This window comes from Paenarthrobacter nicotinovorans (assembly GCF_021919345.1).
Lineage (GTDB): Bacteria > Actinomycetota > Actinomycetes > Actinomycetales > Micrococcaceae > Arthrobacter > Arthrobacter nicotinovorans.
Genome location: NZ_CP089293.1, coordinates 3804400 through 3820493 on the forward strand (window position 1 = coordinate 3804400; position 16094 = coordinate 3820493).

The 16094-nt window shown below is 64.6% G+C and carries 15 protein-coding genes and 1 riboswitch; of the genes, 4 read left to right on the forward strand and 11 right to left on the reverse strand.

All coding sequences use genetic code 11. From position 1 onward, the window contains the following. Nucleotides 1-49 precede the first annotated feature (49 nt). Together JMY29_RS17670 and JMY29_RS17675 are read right to left on the reverse strand one after the other, a co-directional pair. A complete protein-coding gene (locus JMY29_RS17670) occupies nucleotides 50-1573 on the reverse strand; it encodes a UDP-N-acetylglucosamine 1-carboxyvinyltransferase (protein ID WP_018778193.1) in 1524 nt (507 codons plus the stop codon). A gap of 150 nt (nucleotides 1574-1723) precedes the next feature. After that, complete coding sequence (locus tag JMY29_RS17675; protein ID WP_189076298.1) at nucleotides 1724-2449, reverse strand: siderophore-interacting protein; 726 nt, start codon at nucleotides 2447-2449, stop codon at nucleotides 1724-1726. A 102-nt stretch (nucleotides 2450-2551) separates the two neighbouring features. On the opposite strand from JMY29_RS17675, the gene JMY29_RS17680 reads away from it, so the two are divergent. Together JMY29_RS17680 and JMY29_RS17685 are read left to right on the forward strand one after the other, a co-directional pair. Next, the gene (locus JMY29_RS17680; RefSeq protein ID WP_189076299.1) at nucleotides 2552-4675 is read left to right on the forward strand and encodes a penicillin acylase family protein; all 2124 of its coding nucleotides are present in this window, start codon (nucleotides 2552-2554) and stop codon (nucleotides 4673-4675) included. A gap of 29 nt (nucleotides 4676-4704) precedes the next feature. After that, nucleotides 4705-5304, forward strand: a complete 600-nt coding sequence (locus tag JMY29_RS17685; protein WP_018778190.1) for a GNAT family N-acetyltransferase — start codon at nucleotides 4705-4707, stop codon at nucleotides 5302-5304. On the opposite strand, the gene JMY29_RS17690 is transcribed toward JMY29_RS17685, so the two are convergent. Genes JMY29_RS17690 through JMY29_RS17700 form a run of 3 tightly spaced genes read right to left on the reverse strand, consistent with a single transcriptional unit; the run spans nucleotide 5301 to nucleotide 8283 of the window. Continuing rightward, nucleotides 5301-6095, reverse strand: a complete 795-nt coding sequence (locus JMY29_RS17690) for an energy-coupling factor transporter transmembrane component T family protein (protein WP_189076300.1) — start codon at nucleotides 6093-6095, stop codon at nucleotides 5301-5303. The two genes, JMY29_RS17685 and JMY29_RS17690, sit on opposite strands and share 4 nt — an antisense overlap. Beyond that, nucleotides 6092-7663: an ABC transporter ATP-binding protein gene (locus JMY29_RS17695; protein WP_189076301.1), complete on the reverse strand. Its 1572-nt coding sequence runs from the start codon at nucleotides 7661-7663 to the stop codon at nucleotides 6092-6094. The genes JMY29_RS17690 and JMY29_RS17695 overlap by 4 nt, the downstream gene beginning before the upstream one ends. Then, nucleotides 7663-8283, reverse strand: coding sequence for an ECF transporter S component (locus JMY29_RS17700; RefSeq protein WP_039243096.1), 621 nt, complete (start codon nucleotides 8281-8283; stop codon nucleotides 7663-7665). Before JMY29_RS17700 ends, JMY29_RS17695 begins: the two co-directional genes overlap by 1 nt. Before the next feature lie 76 nt (nucleotides 8284-8359). Beyond that, a riboswitch (TPP riboswitch) is annotated at nucleotides 8360-8496 on the reverse strand. Nucleotides 8497-8720: 224 nt separating this feature from the next. Between JMY29_RS17700 and JMY29_RS17705 the strand changes: the two genes are divergently transcribed. Both JMY29_RS17705 and JMY29_RS17710 read left to right on the forward strand, forming a co-directional pair. Then, a complete protein-coding gene (locus JMY29_RS17705; RefSeq protein WP_189076302.1) occupies nucleotides 8721-9398 on the forward strand; it encodes an NUDIX hydrolase in 678 nt (225 codons plus the stop codon). 26 nt (nucleotides 9399-9424) lie between these two features. Continuing rightward, nucleotides 9425-9685 (forward strand): DUF4235 domain-containing protein, encoded by a 261-nt coding sequence (locus tag JMY29_RS17710; RefSeq protein ID WP_018778185.1) that lies wholly within the window; start codon nucleotides 9425-9427, stop codon nucleotides 9683-9685. A gap of 80 nt (nucleotides 9686-9765) precedes the next feature. Here the strand turns inward: JMY29_RS17710 and mnhG are convergent, their stop codons facing one another. The 6 genes from mnhG to JMY29_RS17740 are packed head-to-tail and all read right to left on the reverse strand — an operon-like array spanning nucleotide 9766 to nucleotide 16080. Then, nucleotides 9766-10155: a monovalent cation/H(+) antiporter subunit G gene (mnhG, locus tag JMY29_RS17715; RefSeq protein ID WP_018778184.1), complete on the reverse strand. Its 390-nt coding sequence runs from the start codon at nucleotides 10153-10155 to the stop codon at nucleotides 9766-9768. Continuing rightward, nucleotides 10145-10423, reverse strand: coding sequence for a monovalent cation/H+ antiporter complex subunit F (locus JMY29_RS17720; protein ID WP_018778183.1), 279 nt, complete (start codon nucleotides 10421-10423; stop codon nucleotides 10145-10147). The genes mnhG and JMY29_RS17720 overlap by 11 nt, the downstream gene beginning before the upstream one ends. Further along, nucleotides 10420-10986, reverse strand: a complete 567-nt coding sequence (locus JMY29_RS17725) for a Na+/H+ antiporter subunit E (protein WP_018778182.1) — start codon at nucleotides 10984-10986, stop codon at nucleotides 10420-10422. The genes JMY29_RS17720 and JMY29_RS17725 overlap by 4 nt, the downstream gene beginning before the upstream one ends. After that, nucleotides 10983-12551 carry a Na+/H+ antiporter subunit D gene (locus JMY29_RS17730; RefSeq protein ID WP_039243098.1) on the reverse strand — a complete coding sequence of 523 codons (1569 nt, stop codon included), beginning with the start codon at nucleotides 12549-12551 and terminating at the stop codon, nucleotides 10983-10985. Before JMY29_RS17730 ends, JMY29_RS17725 begins: the two co-directional genes overlap by 4 nt. Then, nucleotides 12548-13048, reverse strand: coding sequence for a Na(+)/H(+) antiporter subunit C (locus tag JMY29_RS17735; protein ID WP_018778180.1), 501 nt, complete (start codon nucleotides 13046-13048; stop codon nucleotides 12548-12550). Before JMY29_RS17735 ends, JMY29_RS17730 begins: the two co-directional genes overlap by 4 nt. Next, a complete protein-coding gene (locus tag JMY29_RS17740; protein WP_189076303.1) occupies nucleotides 13045-16080 on the reverse strand; it encodes a Na+/H+ antiporter subunit A in 3036 nt (1011 codons plus the stop codon). The genes JMY29_RS17735 and JMY29_RS17740 overlap by 4 nt, the downstream gene beginning before the upstream one ends. Between the last annotated feature and the right edge of the window lie 14 nt (nucleotides 16081-16094).

Consider the following 16094-nt stretch of genomic DNA (forward strand, 5'->3'; position numbering starts at 1 on the left):
GCTTTCCCGTTTCTGCGAGCGCCGATGATCCAGCAAAAATACGTCAGCATCAGTCCTGGAAGTACTCCACCTTCGCGCCGATGGTGTTCAGCCGCTCGGCCAGGTCCTCGTAACCTCGCTCAATCACGTAGATGTTGCGCAGCTCGGAGGTACCCCTGGCCGCAAGCATCGCCAGGAGAAGGCAGGCAGCGGGGCGCAGGGCCGGAGGGCAGCCGACTTCTGCTGCCCGCCACTTGGTTGGTCCGTTGACATAGATCCGGTGCGGGTCCAGGAGCTGAACCTGGGCGCCGAGCTTGTTGAGTTCTGTCAAGTAGATGGCCCGGTTTTCGTAGACCCAGTCATGGATCATGGTCTGTCCTTCGGCGTTGCCGGCAATCACGGCGAAGAAGGGCAGGTTGTCGATGTTCAGGCCCGGGAACGGCATGGGGTGGATCTTGTCCTGCGGCGCATGCAGCTCCGAGGGCTTGGTTGTCACGTCCACCAGGCGCGTGCGGCCGTTGCGGGCCATGTATTCGCCGGAGATCTCGAGCTTCTGGCCCATCTGCTCCAGTGTGGCCAGCTCGATCTCCATGAACTCGATGGGAACCCGGCGGATGGTGACTTCCGAGTTGGTCACGATTCCGGCAGTGATCAGGCTCATGGCTTCGATGGGATCTTCGGACGGGAAGTATTCAATGTCCACGTCGATGGCCGGCCGCCCGGTGATCTTCAACGTGGTGGTGCCCACACCCTGGATATCCACGCCAAGGCCCTGCAGATAGAAGCAGAGGTCCTGGACCATGTAGTTGGGGCTGGCGTTGCGGATGACCGTGGTGCCTTCGCGGTGCGCGGCTGCCATGATGGCGTTCTCCGTGACGGTGTCGCCGCGTTCGGTCAGTACGAACGAACGGTGGTGTCCGTCGGCGGCGGGGGCCGTGACGGAGTAGAAACCGGACTTCGCCTCAACCTCGAGGCCGAACTGGCGCAGCGCCTGCATGTGGGGCTCAACGGTGCGGGTTCCGAGATCGCATCCGCCGGCGTAGGGAAGAAGGTATTCACTGGTCTCGTCAAGGAGCGGTCCCAGCAGCATGATCACGCTGCGGGTCCGGCGGGCGGCGTCCACATCCATTGATTCGAGGTCAAGGACCTCGGGCCTGCGGATGCGCAGATCGCTTCCGTTAAGCCAGGTGCATTCCACGCCGATGGACGTCAGCACTTCGACGATCCTGTTGACCTCTTCGATACGTGCCAGGCGGCGCAGCGTGGTGGTGCCGCGGTTGATCAGGCTCGCGCACAGCAGGGCCACACCGGCGTTCTTGCTGCTGTTGACGTCCACCTCTCCGGAGAGCGTACGGCCGCCTTCCACCCGCAGGTGGGTCATTTGGGGTTTGCCCACCTTGACGATGGACCGGCCGAAGATCGCTTCGAGGCGTTCGATCATTCGGAGGCTCAGGTTCTGCTTGCCCTGTTCCATCCGGGCGATAGCGCTCTGGCTGGTTCCCAGCTCAGTAGCCAGCTGCCCCTGCGTCCAGCCCTTTTCGCCGCGGGCGTTGCGGAGCAGGAGGCCTACGTGTTCTGCGGTCGGTTGCGTCATAACCAAGAAATATCACAAGTGAGTTAGAAGTAGCTAGCAAAACACCGTTTAGGCGGTAAGCGTCACACCCTACCCGTATTGTGCGATATATAGCCCGACGGCGGCACTCGCCTCATCGGGGCCGCTCACTGCGGCGGTGGGTTCAGTTCCCTATGCCCGCCAGTACCCCAAAGCGTCAATCCGATGCTTATCCACCCCGAGTTCCTTCTTCAGGTGCTTCACGATGGCACGGGTGCTGGATGCCTCGCATGCGACCCAGAAGAAGTCATCCGTCGCTGACACGGCCTGTGGTGCCAGCCCCGTGCAGACTTCCTCAACCAGTGAGGCGCCGTCGCGTTTGCGCGGAATCCAGGTGACGACGTCGCCGCCGGACGTCCGGACGGCGAGCGTGGTGTCGGCGTCGTGCTGGTATTCGAGCCAGGCGGTGACCGGTGAGCCGTGCGGTCCCCGCGCGTCCAGGAGCGAGTTGATGGCCGGAAGTGAGGCAGGATCGCCGACCACCCAGATGCGGCGCGGCGCGGGCTGCGGGAACGCGAAGGAGCTGCCTTGGACTGTGGCGTCGATGGTGTCGCCGGCCTGAACGGTGCGGGCCCAATCAGCTGCCACCCCGCGGTGCATGGCGAAGTCCATGCTGAACGTGCCAGCCTCCGGATCCGCGTTGACCAGGGTGTAGGCACGCTGGTGGGCCTTGCCGGAGTCGTTGAACCAGAGGCGGATCCACACAGTCGGGTGCAGGCCGCTGGCCTTGAGGAGCCCGCCGTCGCGCACGTGCACGCGAAGGAAGTCGGGGGTGATTTCTTCCCGGGCGGTGACCTGCAGGGTGAAATCCTTGGCGCCCATGACTTTCAGGACGACACCTTCCCAATTGCGCTTCAAGCAGCACTCCTTCACGAATGGCCCACGATTTGTGCCCGGGGCCAAAGCCATTTATCTTGAACTTAAGTAAGCCTAACCTAAGCTCGAAAGCGGCCTGACATCATGACGCCTGCCCTGACGCAACAATCCGCCCCGGCAGGCGGCACCGGAACCTACCGCGACACCTGGGGAATCCCGCACCTGTGGGCTGACTCCGCGGACGAACTCGCCTTCCTCCAAGGCCGGAACGCCGCGACGGACCGGTCCTGGCAGATCGAACTGGAGCGCTGGCGTTCAGAAGGCCGAGTCGCCGAAGTGCTGGGGCCCGACGCCGTGGTCTGGGACCGGTTCGCCCGGCAGGCCCGGCTCAATGACACCGCGCGCCGCTGCTTCGACAAACTCCCCCACGAAACGCAACGCTGGTGCGGACAGTACGTTGCCGGCATCAACCAGGCCCTCGCCGACGGCCTTCGTGGCGGTCCCGAGTTCGACGAAGCCCGCTGCGCCCCTGAGCCTTGGCTTCCGTGGACACCGCTGGGAGTCTTCCTGGTGCACCACATCCTCTTCTCCACCTTTCCCAACAAGTTGTTCCGCGCCCACGTCGCGCGGACTCTCGGGGAAGATGCAGTGGACCTGTTCAGCATCGAAGCTCCAGTCTGGTCCGGCAGCAACGCCTGGGCCGCCCACGGTTCCACGACTGCGAGCGGCCTGCCCTTGATCGCCGGAGACCCGCACCGCCTTATGGAACTGCCCGGCGTGTACCAGCAGGTGCGGCTGGCCTGCCCCGAATTCGACGTCGCAGGCTTCGCGTTCCCCGGAGTGCCAGGGCTGCCGCACTTCGCCCACACAGGCCATGCCGCCTGGGCCGTCACGAATGCGATGGCCGACTACCAGGACCTCTTTCTGGAAGAACTCCGCCGGATCACCGACAGCAATGGCGAACGCATCGAGGCGCACGGAGCGGAAGGTTGGGAACCCGCCGTCGTCAGTACCGAGACCATCAGCGTCCGCGGTGGCGACGCGGTGACCGTTGAGGTGATCGAGACTGCCCGCGGCCCCGTCATTTCGGAAATGCCCGACGGCGGTGCGCTGAGCCTGCGTTTTCCCGCGCGGGTTGAGGGGCGGCTGGGTTTTGAGGCCCTCCTGCCGCTGTTGAGGAGCCGGAGCGTCGCTGACGTTGAAGCTGCATTCGATGCCTGGGTGGAGCCCGTCAACAGTGTGGTGGCGGCGGATTCATCCGGGGCCGTGAGGCATTTCATCGCCGGACTGGTTCCGCAGCGCAACCCGGCGAACCGTCGGCTGCCCACACCGGCCTTGTCACCACGCCATGCCTGGGAAGGACCCTACGTTGCGCTGCCCCGCACCGAGGTCCGGCAGTTTGCCGTCAGCGCGAACGACCGGGCAGCCGGTGGTGGGGACGCCGTGGCCATGGAGTTCGCCCCCTCATACCGGGCGCTGCGCATCCAACAATTGCTGGAGTCCGCGCCGGCAGGGACGCTGTCCGGCGACACCATGCAGGGAATCCATACCGACACGTTGCTCGGTCCGTGGCCGTTCTTCCGGAAGATCCTGGCTGCACTGGAGACAACCGGGCTGTCCGACGAGGCCAGGAAACTACGATCACAGTTGTTGGCGTGGGATGGCCGGATGGACGCCGGCAGCCATCCCGCGGCCGTTTTCGCTGCCTGGCGCGGTGCATTGGTCCAGCGCCTCGGACGTCACGCCGCTCTTGCTCCCCTGAACACCCCGAGCGGCTATTCCCCCTTGTTTGGCCCGTGGTTGTCCGTGGCATCGCGCATCGGCTTCGCACTGGAGACCCTGCTGGCCCGCGGCTCCGAACTTGGCATCGCCGTCTCCGTGGAGGCAGCGGCGGCGTTGGAAGCCACGGCATTGGAAGAAGCATTGCTGGACGGCGGGTCTTGGGGTGACCGGCACACGCTGCTGGCAATCCATGTGCTCCCCGAAACCCTTGCCGCTGCGGCGCCCACAGCCGCCCTCAGTGGAGACACCGGCTGCGTGCTGAGCACCGAAAGCCTCCCTGGAGTGGACGACCGAAGCTTCCGCGGACCTGTGGCCCGTTACGTCTGGGACCTGGACTGCCGGGAGAACAGCCGGTGGATTGTGCCTTTCGGCGCCGCCGGATCGCCCGGCCACAGCCACTTCGCGGACCAGCTCCCGCTCTGGAGCGAAGGCCGGATGGTCCCTGTAACCACGGACTGGTCCGCCCTGGCCAAAGACCCGAACTGACACCAGACACCCGCCTACCGAAGGAACACATGAGCACCGCCACCCAGGACTTCTCTGTCCGCACCACCGTCTACTCCGAGAACCTCGAAGGCTGGGGTGAATTGCGCCTTGTCCCGCTGGTCCCCAGCGAAGACATCGGGCTCATCTTCGAATGGGTCAAGCAACCCCGCGCCAGGTTCTGGGGCATGACGGAGAAGTCCCAAGAGGAAGTGCTGGAAATCTACGGATTCCTTGACTCACTGGACACGCACCACGCTTTCCTGGCCCTCCTCGACGGCGAGCCCCTGGCCCTGTTCCAGACATACGAACCACTGCACGATCCCGTGGGCGAGGCCTACCCCGCCCGCGAGGCGGACATCGGGATGCATCTGCTGCTGGCACCGGCAACGCGCCCCATTCCGCACTTCACCCCCAGGCTCGGCACCTCCCTTATCAGGTACATGTTCTCGCTCCCGGGCAAGGACCGGATCATCGTGGAGCCAGACTCACGCAACGCCAAAGCCCTGCGCCGGCTTGAAGCGACGTGCTTCGAACTCGGCCCGATCATCCAGCTCGAGGAGAAGGAGGCCCAGCTCGGCTTCCTCACCCGCGCAGATTTCGACGAAATCCAGGAGCTACCGGCCCGCTAACGCCACACGAAGCTCCACGTTCCGGCGCCCAAAGCCGTGAGGACGGCGCCTCCGGCTATGGCCACGCCGCCAAGTACCACCCAGACGTCCATCAGCGAGTACGTGGACTCACGCGCCCACGTCCGTTGTCCCCCGCCGAAACCGCGGGCTTCCATGGTCACGGCCAACCGCGAAGCCCGCCGGACGGCCTGGACCAGCAGCCCGAAGCTCTGTCCGAGCGTCGCTTTGAGGCGCTGGATCGGGCTTCCCTGTGAGCCGACACCGCGGGCGCGCCGGGCCATGCCGATGGTCTGCCACTCCTCCGCCATGAGGCCCACCAGCCGCATGGCGGCAAGGGAACCGAGGACAAATCGGTGCGGCAGCTTTGCCTTCTGGGCCAGTGCGTCCGCCAGGTCCGTCGGGTCGGTGCAGGACATCAGCAGGATCGCGGGGAGGGCGATCGCCAAACCGCGCAGCATGAAGCCGAGCCCCAGCTCAAGGGAACCTTCGCTGATGGACCAGAGTCCGACGTCGAGCAGTACCGCGCCGCTGTCAGCGGCCACAATCGCGGTGCTCCAGCCCCCTATCGCCGCCGCTATGATCAGCGGCCAGGCGCGCTGCCAGAGAAGGCGGAGTGTGAGGCCGGCCAAGGGGAAGAGCGCCAATTCCGCGATGAGAGCCGTGGACGCGGAAACCCAGTCGATGGACAGGGCCAGCACCAGGGAGATAAGGAAGACGGCCACGAACTTCGCCAACGGGTTTGCCCGGGTCAGGAGTGCGTGGTTGCCGCGCAGGCTCAATGCGTCCCTCATGCCGCACCCGCTTCCTGAGGCGCCGTCTCACCTTGGGACACCGGCCCGAGCCGCAGTTCCGTCCCGCCCAGTACGGCACTGAATTCCTGGTCGTGGGTCACGGAAACCACGGCGGTACCGGCGTCCAGCAACTCCGAGAGGAACGAGGCCAGCTCGGCCCAGGTATTGGCGTCCTGTCCGAAGGTGGGCTCATCGAGGACAAGTACCTTCGGGTGCGCCGCCAACACCGTAGCCACTGAAAGCCTGCGTTTCTCACCGCCGGACAGTGTATAGGGATTGGCATCCACCAGATGGGAGAGCCTCAGCCGCTCCACCAATTCGTCCACGCGTTCCCCGCCGTGGCCCAGGTGCCTGGGGCCGAACATGAGCTCATCCAGGACCTTGCCCGTGACGAACTGGTGCTCCGGTTCCTGGAAGACCGTGCCGATCCTGGAGATGAGCTGATCGCCCTTCCATTTGTACGGGTCGATGCCCGCCCCCTCCGAAAGGTCGACGCCGGCGCTCACCATGCCGTCCACCGGCGCCAGAAGGCCGGCCAACGTCAGCGCAAAAGTGGACTTCCCGGCACCATTGGGCCCGGTAATGGTCAACGCCTGGCCAGCACGGACCTGGGCGGTGATGTCCCTCTGCACCGGAACCGGAGGGATGGTTCGGAAGCGCTTTCGCCTGGGCTTTTCCCGGGACACGGCCAGGTCCTGTGCTGCGAGGAGGAGTTCGTTTGTCCCGGACGTCCGGGCACGCGCCCTTGTGGCGGGAACGTAGCCGGGAACCCACACGCCCGCCGTCATCAGCATGGAGCGCGCCTGGGTGAGGACCTGCTCCGGCGGACCATCCAGGAGGACTCCCGGGGTGCCTGATTGCGGGCCTGCGGTACCGGGTTGCAGGACCACGATCCTGTCCACCAGGTCCTTCCACACGGACACCCTGTGCTCCACCACCACCAGCGTGGCGCCGGTCTTGTCCAGGCAGCGGGCCACGGCGTCGCGGACCTCGAGGACCCCTGCAGGATCGAGGTTGGCCGTGGGTTCGTCCAACAGGATCAAGCCTGGCCGCATCGCCAAAATGCCGGCCAGCGCGAGGCGCTGCTTCTGTCCCCCGGAAAGTGCCGCCGTCGGGTGGTCCAATGCCAAACCGCCGCCTGATGCGGTACGCAAGCCGACGTCGTCGAGCGCTTCATGCACCCGGGACCAGATCTCCTCGCGCGGCACGGCAAGGTTCTCGGCGCCGAAGGCGACGTCGTCGCCCACTCGGGAGAGAACCACCTGTGTTTCGGGATCCTGCTGCATCAGCCCGGCGCGGCCACGCTGCTCGCGGGCAGTGACGCCGTCGATCAGCAGCGAACCGGTCTCGTCAGAGTCGTCTTCCTCGTCACCCAGCACCCCGGCGAGGGCATGCAGGAGCGTGGACTTGCCGGCCCCCGAAGGGCCCAGCAACAGGACGCGTTCCCCCGGTTCAATGCGGAGGTCAAGGCCCTGGATGGCAGGCTGGGCCCGGCCGGCATGCCGCCATCCCCACCCCTCGGCGGAGATGGCGGCAGGCCGGACCGTGCCGCTGTGTGTGGCAGACATCAGTTGAAGACTGGCTCCGAAGCGGCCTTCCGCGACGCGAAGGAACTCAGGACACCCGTCGTGGCCAGACCGCGGGTGGCGATCCAAGACAGGCCGCCGGCGATCACTGCACCGGAGATGGTGGTGAAGGTGATGTACGTCAGTTTGTCGATGGCCTCGTAGGCGATATTCCAGCCCCAGGGCAGGAACGAATCGTTCAGGCCACAGAAGAGGCCCGCGCCTGCGCCCGCGAGGAGTGCGGTGGGCAGGTTGAACTTCTTGTAGCGGAACGCGGCGAAGATCAGCTCGGCGCCAAGGCCCTGCAGGACGCCGGAGATGAGCACCGTGGTGCCGTACTGCGAACCCATGATGAGCTCACCCGTGGCTGCGACGGCCTCGCAGAAAAGAGCTGCGCCGGGCTTTCGGATAATGAGCATGCCCAGGACTGCGGGGATCATCCAGCCACCGGCGATCAGGCCGGTCAGGGGCGGGTACGCCGCATTCATGGGGATGGATACCAGTGCCGCGCCCTGGGACCAGGCCCAGAAAATCACGCCGCCGGCGATGGCGATGAGGGCCGCCACCACGATGTCTACAACACGCCAGCTATAACTGGTCTTCTTCACGTTTACCGTGGTCATTTTTCTGCCTCCTGAGGTTACAGGAGGGGAAAGTGCTCCCCGGAATCCGCCTGGCTTGCACCGTCCGGCTCCGGACACTCTGAGAAGCTCGACTCCCTTGCGCCGGTACTAACCGGATCAGGTTCGAGGGTCTGCGGCTGTCCGCACTCTCAGCGCCCTCGCGTCTCCTGCATCGCTGCAAGGTCCGACGGCGGCGCTCCCCTGTCGTTATCAAATCTGCCCTGATGGGCGGGTTCAGTTTACACCTCCGCGTACGGCCGGCTCTGGGCCGCGGTCACAATCCTGTTGCGAGGCCCACTCTGCGCCCTATCCCCGCGCCTAAACACGCACACCAGGCCCCACAACAAACGAGGGTGCGTTGCGAGGCCCACTCTGCGCCCCATCCCCACGCCTAACACGCACACCAGGCCCCACAACGCACCTGCAAGAATGGCCTGATGACGGATCTTCCAGGCTCCCACGCACCCGTGGCCGAGCCACGCCTCGCTGCCAGCGTGATTCTGCTCCGCGACGCCCCCTCGGGGCTAGAGGCATTTGTCCAGCACAGAGTCAGCACCATGGACTTCGCGGCAGGAATGGTGGTCTTTCCGGGCGGCCGGGTGGACGCTGTGGATCAGTCCGGCTGGGACTACCCCGGGGAACTGCTGCGCAGCCATGCGTTGTCCTGGGCGCAGAGTTCGATTTCCGCGGACACAGCGTTGGCGGAGAGGAACGCGGGAATGGTGCTCACGGCAGCAATCCGCGAAGTCCAGGAAGAAGCCGGGCTGGGCATCGAGCCCGGAGAGCTGCGACCCTGGGCCAACTGGATCACGCCCATAGACATGCCCAAGCGCTTCGACACCTACTTCTATGTGGCCAAGCCGGCACCGGAAGCGCAGCCCCGGCATCAAACCACGGAGGCTTGGCAGTCGCTGTGGATGCCGGTGTCCGGAGTCCTGGAAGCGGAAGCCGCAGGGCAGTTGAAGCTGATGCCACCCACCTACTATCTGCTGAAGGAAATCGCTGTCCTCGATTCCGTAGAGGCAGTGTGGTCCGCCGAGCACCCGGTCGTCCCGGTTCTGGCTCCGGTCGGGTCCTTGGCAGCGTTTCTCAAGGAGCGGGAAAACCGCGGGTAGCCGTGCCGTGCAGCTAGGCTGGTGGCATGAACCTCTTTTTCAAGCTGCTGGGCGCCGGGGTAAGCCTCGGTGCAGGCTTTGTCGGTACCAAACTCGTCAACAAAGGCTGGGAAAAGGCCACGGGCAACAAGCCGCCCACAGGCAACGATGACATGGAGACGAGCCTCCGCTCGGCTCTGACCTTCGCGCTGATTTCCGCTTTCGTGAGCACGCTGATCCAGGTCCTTGCCAGCCGCGGCACCCAGCGGGCGATTGCCCGCTTCGCGAAGTCGCAGGACATCGTCTAAGCATCACCCAACAAGCAACGCGGGGTCACTTATGGCCCATCCCCATGGGGGTAATGGGCCATAAGTGACCCCGCGTTGCTTTAAGGTTCGGAGGGCTCCTGGCCGGCGGCGGCCCTTTGGACCACGGCTTCGAGTTCGTCCTTGGTGAGCTTCTCGCGGTGCCCGTGTTTGGTCCGGTACGCGGAGCGCCCCACCATGTGGGCGGACACCGGCGCGGTGAGAAGTTGGAAAATCCACGCCACCAGCAGGACGGGCCACACCCACCAAGTACGCATCTGCAGGCCGATCGCTGCGAGCATCAGGAACAAGCCCAACACCTGCGGCTTGGTGGCTGCGTGCATGCGGCTCATGAGGTCCGGGAACCTCAGCAAGCCGATCGCGGCACCCAGGGACATCAGCGCGCCCACTATGAGGAACACTGCGGTCACCATGTCGATGACCAAGTCCACTCCGGTGGCGTCAGGACTCATTGCTTTGCTCCCTTCGCTCGGCCACGAACCGGGCAACCGTCACGGAGCCGATGAAACCGATCACCGCGAGGGCCACCAGCAGCATCAGGTTGTTGAGGTGTTGGTTCACGGCCATGTCGATGGCGAGGGCAGCACCAAGGATGGCCAGCAGGACATCGGAAGCAAGGACGCGGTCAAGCAAAGATGGGCCAATCGCGATGCGCACGATCGCACCTGCAGCGGCGAGGCTGAGGATCACCGCCGTGGCCACCAGAACAAATTCCTTCACAGCGTTGCCCCTTCCATGCCGGGCCGGGCTTCTGCCTTCAGGGCCTCGACTTCTTCCCGCGTTCCCATGATGCGGATCAGCCCTGCCTCAATGTTCTGCGTCTCCCGGCGGATCTTGTCGATGTCCGCTTCTTCGTAGATGTTCAGCGCGTGCAAATAGAGCGTGGAGGTGGAGCGGTCCACCTCCACCACCAGCGAGCCGGGGATCAGCGAGATGACATGCCCTGTAGCCGTCACCATGAGGTCCGAGTGGCTTCGCAACGGAACAGCGACGACGGCGCTGCGCACCTTGGGTCCCTTGACCACCGCCAGGTACAGCACCAGGAAGCTCGCTGCCACCACTTTCGCGACGAACATCAGGGCGAACGGAACAGCACGCAGGACATTGAACCTGCCGCTGAGCTCCACAGGCGGGAGGTAGAAGAACTTGGCCACCAGCACGGCAATCAGCGCGCCAAAAAGCAGGTTGCCCGGGCTGAAGTCACGCCACAGCGCACCCCATACGATGACCAGCCAGATGAGCAGCGGCAGTTCCGTGCGGAACGAGATCGGCTTGCGGCTCATTTCGTACCGCCATTCTGCGCCAGCGGGGGCACCTCGACAGAGTCACCCAGTACCGAGTGGATGTAGGCCGAGCGGTCCAGCATGATCTCCGCGGAACCGTCCGCAACCTGGAAGAGCGGACCGGCGAACACTGTCAGCGCCACCCCGAACACCACCAGCGCCGCAGTGGAACCTACCATGGTCCGCGGCAGTACTCCGACGTTGCCGGGGGTCATCAACACGGGATCCGGGTACTCGGCATCCTCTGGTTTGCGCCAGAACGCCCTGTTCCACACACGGGCTATTGCCAGCAACGTCAGCAGGCTGGTGACCACGCCGCCCACTACCAGCACGATCGCCAGTGGGGTTCCGAGCTCCACGCCGGCCTGCAGAAGACCCAGCTTCCCAAGGAAGCCTGAGAACGGAGGAATGCCCGCCAGGTTCATGGCCGGTACGAAGAACAGCAACGCCAGCAACGGCGACAGCTTGGCCAGGCCGCCCAAGCGGTCAATGGAGGAGCTGCCTCCCCGGCGTTCTATGAGTCCCGTGACCAGGAATAAGCTGGTCTGCACGGTGATGTGGTGGGCAACGTAGAACACTGCCGCACCCAGGCCCGCTACGGAGCTCATGGCCAGCCCGAACACCATGTACCCGATGTGGCTGACCAGCGTGAAGGACAGCAGACGTTTGATGTCGCTCTGGGCAAGGGCACCCAGAATACCGACAACCATGGTTAGTAGCGCCACCACCATCAGGGGAACGTTGAGGGTATCCCCGGGGAACAAAAGGGTCTCCGTCCGCACCATGGCGTAGACGCCCACTTTGGTCAGCAACCCGGCGAACACCGCAGTGACGGGGGCCGGTGCCGTGGGATAGGAGTCAGGAAGCCAGAAGGACAGGGGGAACACGGCGGCCTTGATCCCAAAGGCGACCAGGAGCATCACATGCAGCAGGTTCTGCGTGCCTTGGTCCAGCTCTGCCAGCTTGATGGCCAGATCCGCCATGGTGATGGTGCCGGTGGCCCCGTAAATCATGGCGATGGCGATAAGGAACAGGACAGATGACACTACGGAGACCACCACATACGTGACGCCGGCACGGATACGCGGACCCGTCCCGCCGAGGGTCATGAGCACGTAGCTTGCTGTCAGCAGGATCTCGAAGCCGACGTAGAGGTTGAAAAGGTCCCCGGTGAGGAAGGCGTTGGAGACTCCCGCCACCAGGATCAGGTACGTGGGGTGGAAGATCGACACGGGAGCTTCGTGGTCGCCGTCGGCCATGCCCTGGCCGGTGGCGTAGACCAGAACCGCCAGGCTCACCACTGTGGACACCACCAGCATGAGCGAGGAGAACTGGTCCACCACCAGGACCACACCCCATGGCGGCAGCCAACCGCCCAGGGTGACGGAGGTTGTGCCCCCGGACCAGACGGAGAAGAGCAGGAGGCATTCCAGCAGCAACGTGGTGCTGAGGATGCCGATGCTGACCAACCGTTGGGCGCTCTGGTGCCGGATCAGGAGGAACGCCAGCGCGGCGCCCAGGATGGGGAGGAGGACAGCCAGCGGCGACAGGTTTGCGAGGTTCACGCGCTGCCTCCTTCCTGCGTTGATGAAGTGTTGGGGGTTTCTGTGGCTTCCGGGTGGTTCCTGTCCGAGGTGCTGGACGGGGTGACCGCGAACTCCGAGGTTTCCAAGGGCACGATTGCGTCGTCCTCGGCGTCGAAGCTGGGGGTCTTTGCCACGCGGACGTCTTCGAGGTCGTCCTGGATTTCGTCCTGGCGGGCCAGGACCCAGGTGCGGTAGATGATGCCGAGCATGAATGCCGTGACCGCGAACGAAATGACAATCGAGGTCAGGATCAGTGCCTGCGGAAGCGGATCACTGTAGGAATCCGGATTGGTTTCCTTGGTGAAGAAGGGCGCCAGGCCGGCATACCCTCCGGTGCTCAGGATCAGGATGTTGGTGGCGTTGGCCAAGAGCATCAGCCCGAGCAGCACGCGGGTGAGGCTGCGTTCCAGGATCAGGTAGATTCCGCAGGCGTACAGGACGCCCATGACGATCAGCAGGGTCAGGTTGATGCTCATGCCGTACCTTTCCCGGACGCGACGGATTGGGCAGCTTCCTGGGCCAGTCCGGCTTCCTGCGACACCCCGGCCTGCTCGGCTGCCTCTTCCTCGGTGAGGGGCGCGCCCTTGCCTTCAAAATGTTCGTCGATCTCGGCACCAAGGCTGCGGAGGACGTCCAACGCCAATCCCACCACCACGATGTACACGCCGATATCGAAAATGGTGGACGTGACGAACTTGACGTCTCCGAAGACGGGCAGCCAGAACTCGATGATCGCGCTCTGGAAGACCTGTCCGCCCAGGAACAACGGGACAAAACCGGACGCTGCCGCCGTCGCAAGTCCCGTTCCCAAAAGTGTTCCGGCGCTGACTGTCGCAGCTTCGCTCAACTCGAACCGTCCGCCGGCCAGGTAGCGGATGGTCAGTGCGAGCCCGGCGGTCAGGCCGCCGGCGAACCCGCCGCCCGGCAGGTTGTGTCCTGCGAGGAGGAGGTAGATCGAGAAGACAATCATCGAGTGGAAGATGAGCCTAGTGACGACTTCGAAAATGATCGAACGCCGCTCGGGGGCCAGGGTACGGCCCGCCACGAGCCAGGCGTCGCGGGTAACATCCGTGAACTTCTTGGCGACGGCGAGCGTGGCGCCGGCCCGGGAATCACGTTCGACGCCGGTACGGCGCCCCACGCTGCCTTCCGGTACGGCCTCGGAGGTCTTGATGCGGTCACCGCGGCTCCGGACAAAGATCAAGCTCGCCACACCCGTGGCGGCGATCGCCAAGACCGAGATTTCGCCGAAGGTATCCCAGGCGCGGATGTCCACGAGGGTCACGTTGACCACGTTCAGCCCGCCGCCGCCTTCGTAGGCCAGGCGCGGGAAGTCCAGGGAAACCGGAGTAGCAACGCGGGCCCCCATCGCGTAGATGGCAACGAAGATCATGGTGATGCCAAAAGCCGCGCCGATGATCACGCGGATCACCCTGAGCCGGCCGCCTGTCCTGTCACGCAATTCCGCAGGAAGGCTCCGCATCGCGAGCACGAAGGCCACCAGCACGATGGTCTCCACCAGCATCTGCGTCAAAGCCAGATCGGGGGCACCCTGAAGGGCAAACATGAGGGCAATGCCGTAACCGGTGACCGACACCATGAGCACGGCGAGGAAGCGCTTGTTGGCCCGAACTGCGGCCAGCGCCCCCACTACGATTCCGGCTCCTGCCACCAGCTGCAGGGGTGAGTTGGGATCGATGAAGTAGATGCCGTCAGGCAGCGGTTTGTTGGCCATGAGCATGGCAGTCAAGGGAACCGCGAAGGCGACAGTCAGGATTACCGCCAGGTAGAAGTACAGCGAACCACGTTGCGTGCGGCCCGTGACCCAGACGGCCACATCGTCCAAGGCACCAATGGTGTTTTGGTACGCGCGATCGCCATCCACCCAGTCGGGCACCAGGCCCTGGGCGCGGGCAACGAGGTTCCGTCCGTAGAACATGGCCGCACCCAGCACGAAAGTGACCGCGGTCAGGCCCAAAGCAGGCGTCAACCCGTGCCACAAAGCCAGGTGCCCGGCGTCGACGGCGTCCGGTCCGCTGGCGAACAGCGCGGCGTAAGGCTGGATCCAGGTGTCCACCGGCGCGGGCCACAGCCCGTACACGATGGTGAGCAAGCTCAGGATGGCGGGGGCGGCGAGGAAGGCGGGCTTAATCGGTTTGAACGGGGTGGGCTCCACGCCGGGCTTGACGGCGAACGCTCCCCACATGAACCGGGCACTGTAGGCGAAGGTGAGGATCGAGCCGATGACAAGGCCCACCAGGATCCAGATCCCCCAGGCAGGGGCGTCGTGGCCGGTTCCGTAGTGAACGAACGCTTCGAAGACCGACTCTTTCGCGACGAAACCTGCCAGCGGAGGAATACCGGCCATGGATGCGGCGGCAATCGCTGCAACCACACCCAGGGCGCGGGACGAGCGGAAGACGCCGGAGAGCTTGCGGATGTCGCGCGTTCCGGATTGGTGGTCGATGATGCCCACCACCAGGAACAACGCAGCCTTGAACAGGCCGTGCGCCAGCAGCAGCCCCAACCCGGCCAGCGCGGCGTCGGGCCGGCCCAGCCCCACCACCATGGTCAGGAAACCGAGCTGGCTGACGGTGCCGTAAGCAAGGATGAGTTTGATGTCGGTCTGCCGCAGCGCGCGGTAGCCGCCAACAAGCATGGTGGCCAAACCAAGTCCCAGCACCACCGGCAGCCAGAATTCCGAGGCAGCAAAACCCGGAGCGAGCCTCGCGACGATGTAGATACCGGCCTTCACCATGGCCGCCGCATGCAGGTAGGCGCTGACCGGCGTCGGAGCCGCCATCGCGCCGGGGAGCCAGAAGTGGAACGGGACCAGTGCGGATTTGGTGATGGCACCCACCAGGATCAGTACGACGGCGGTGGTCACGGCGCCCTGCATGGGTCCGCTCATGAGCGTCCCGGCTTGGTCCAGGATGGCGGAAATGCGGTAAGTGCCTGCGGCCTGGCCCACGATGATCAGGCCTACGAGCATCGCCAGGCCACCAGCGGTGGTGACCATCAGCGCTTGAAGGGCTGACCGGCGGGCTGCCAAACGGGTGCGGGCGTAGCCGATGAGCAGGTAGGACAGGATGGTGGTGAGTTCCCAGAAGATGAACAGCATCAGCAGGTCATCGGAGGTCACAAGGCCAAACATGGCGCCGGCAAAGGCCAGGAGCTGGGCACCAAAACCGCCCAGTCCAGGATCCTTGTTCTTGAAATAGCGGGCACAGTAAACCAGCACCAGCGAACCGACACCCAGAATCAGCAGGGACATGACCCACGCCAAGGGATCCATGCGGAAGGCGAGCTCAAGCTGCAGACTCGGAATCCACGGCAGGATTTCCTCTATGCCGCCACCGGAATATACGGGGCCGTACTGGAGGACCAACCAGACGAAAGCGGCTGCGGGGACGGCGGCCAGCACGTAGAACGCATTTCGTCCAAGTGAGCGGAAGATCAAGGGCGCCACAGTTGCCGCTGCAAAGGTGATGGCGAGAACTGTGATCACTGTTTTCTCCGCAA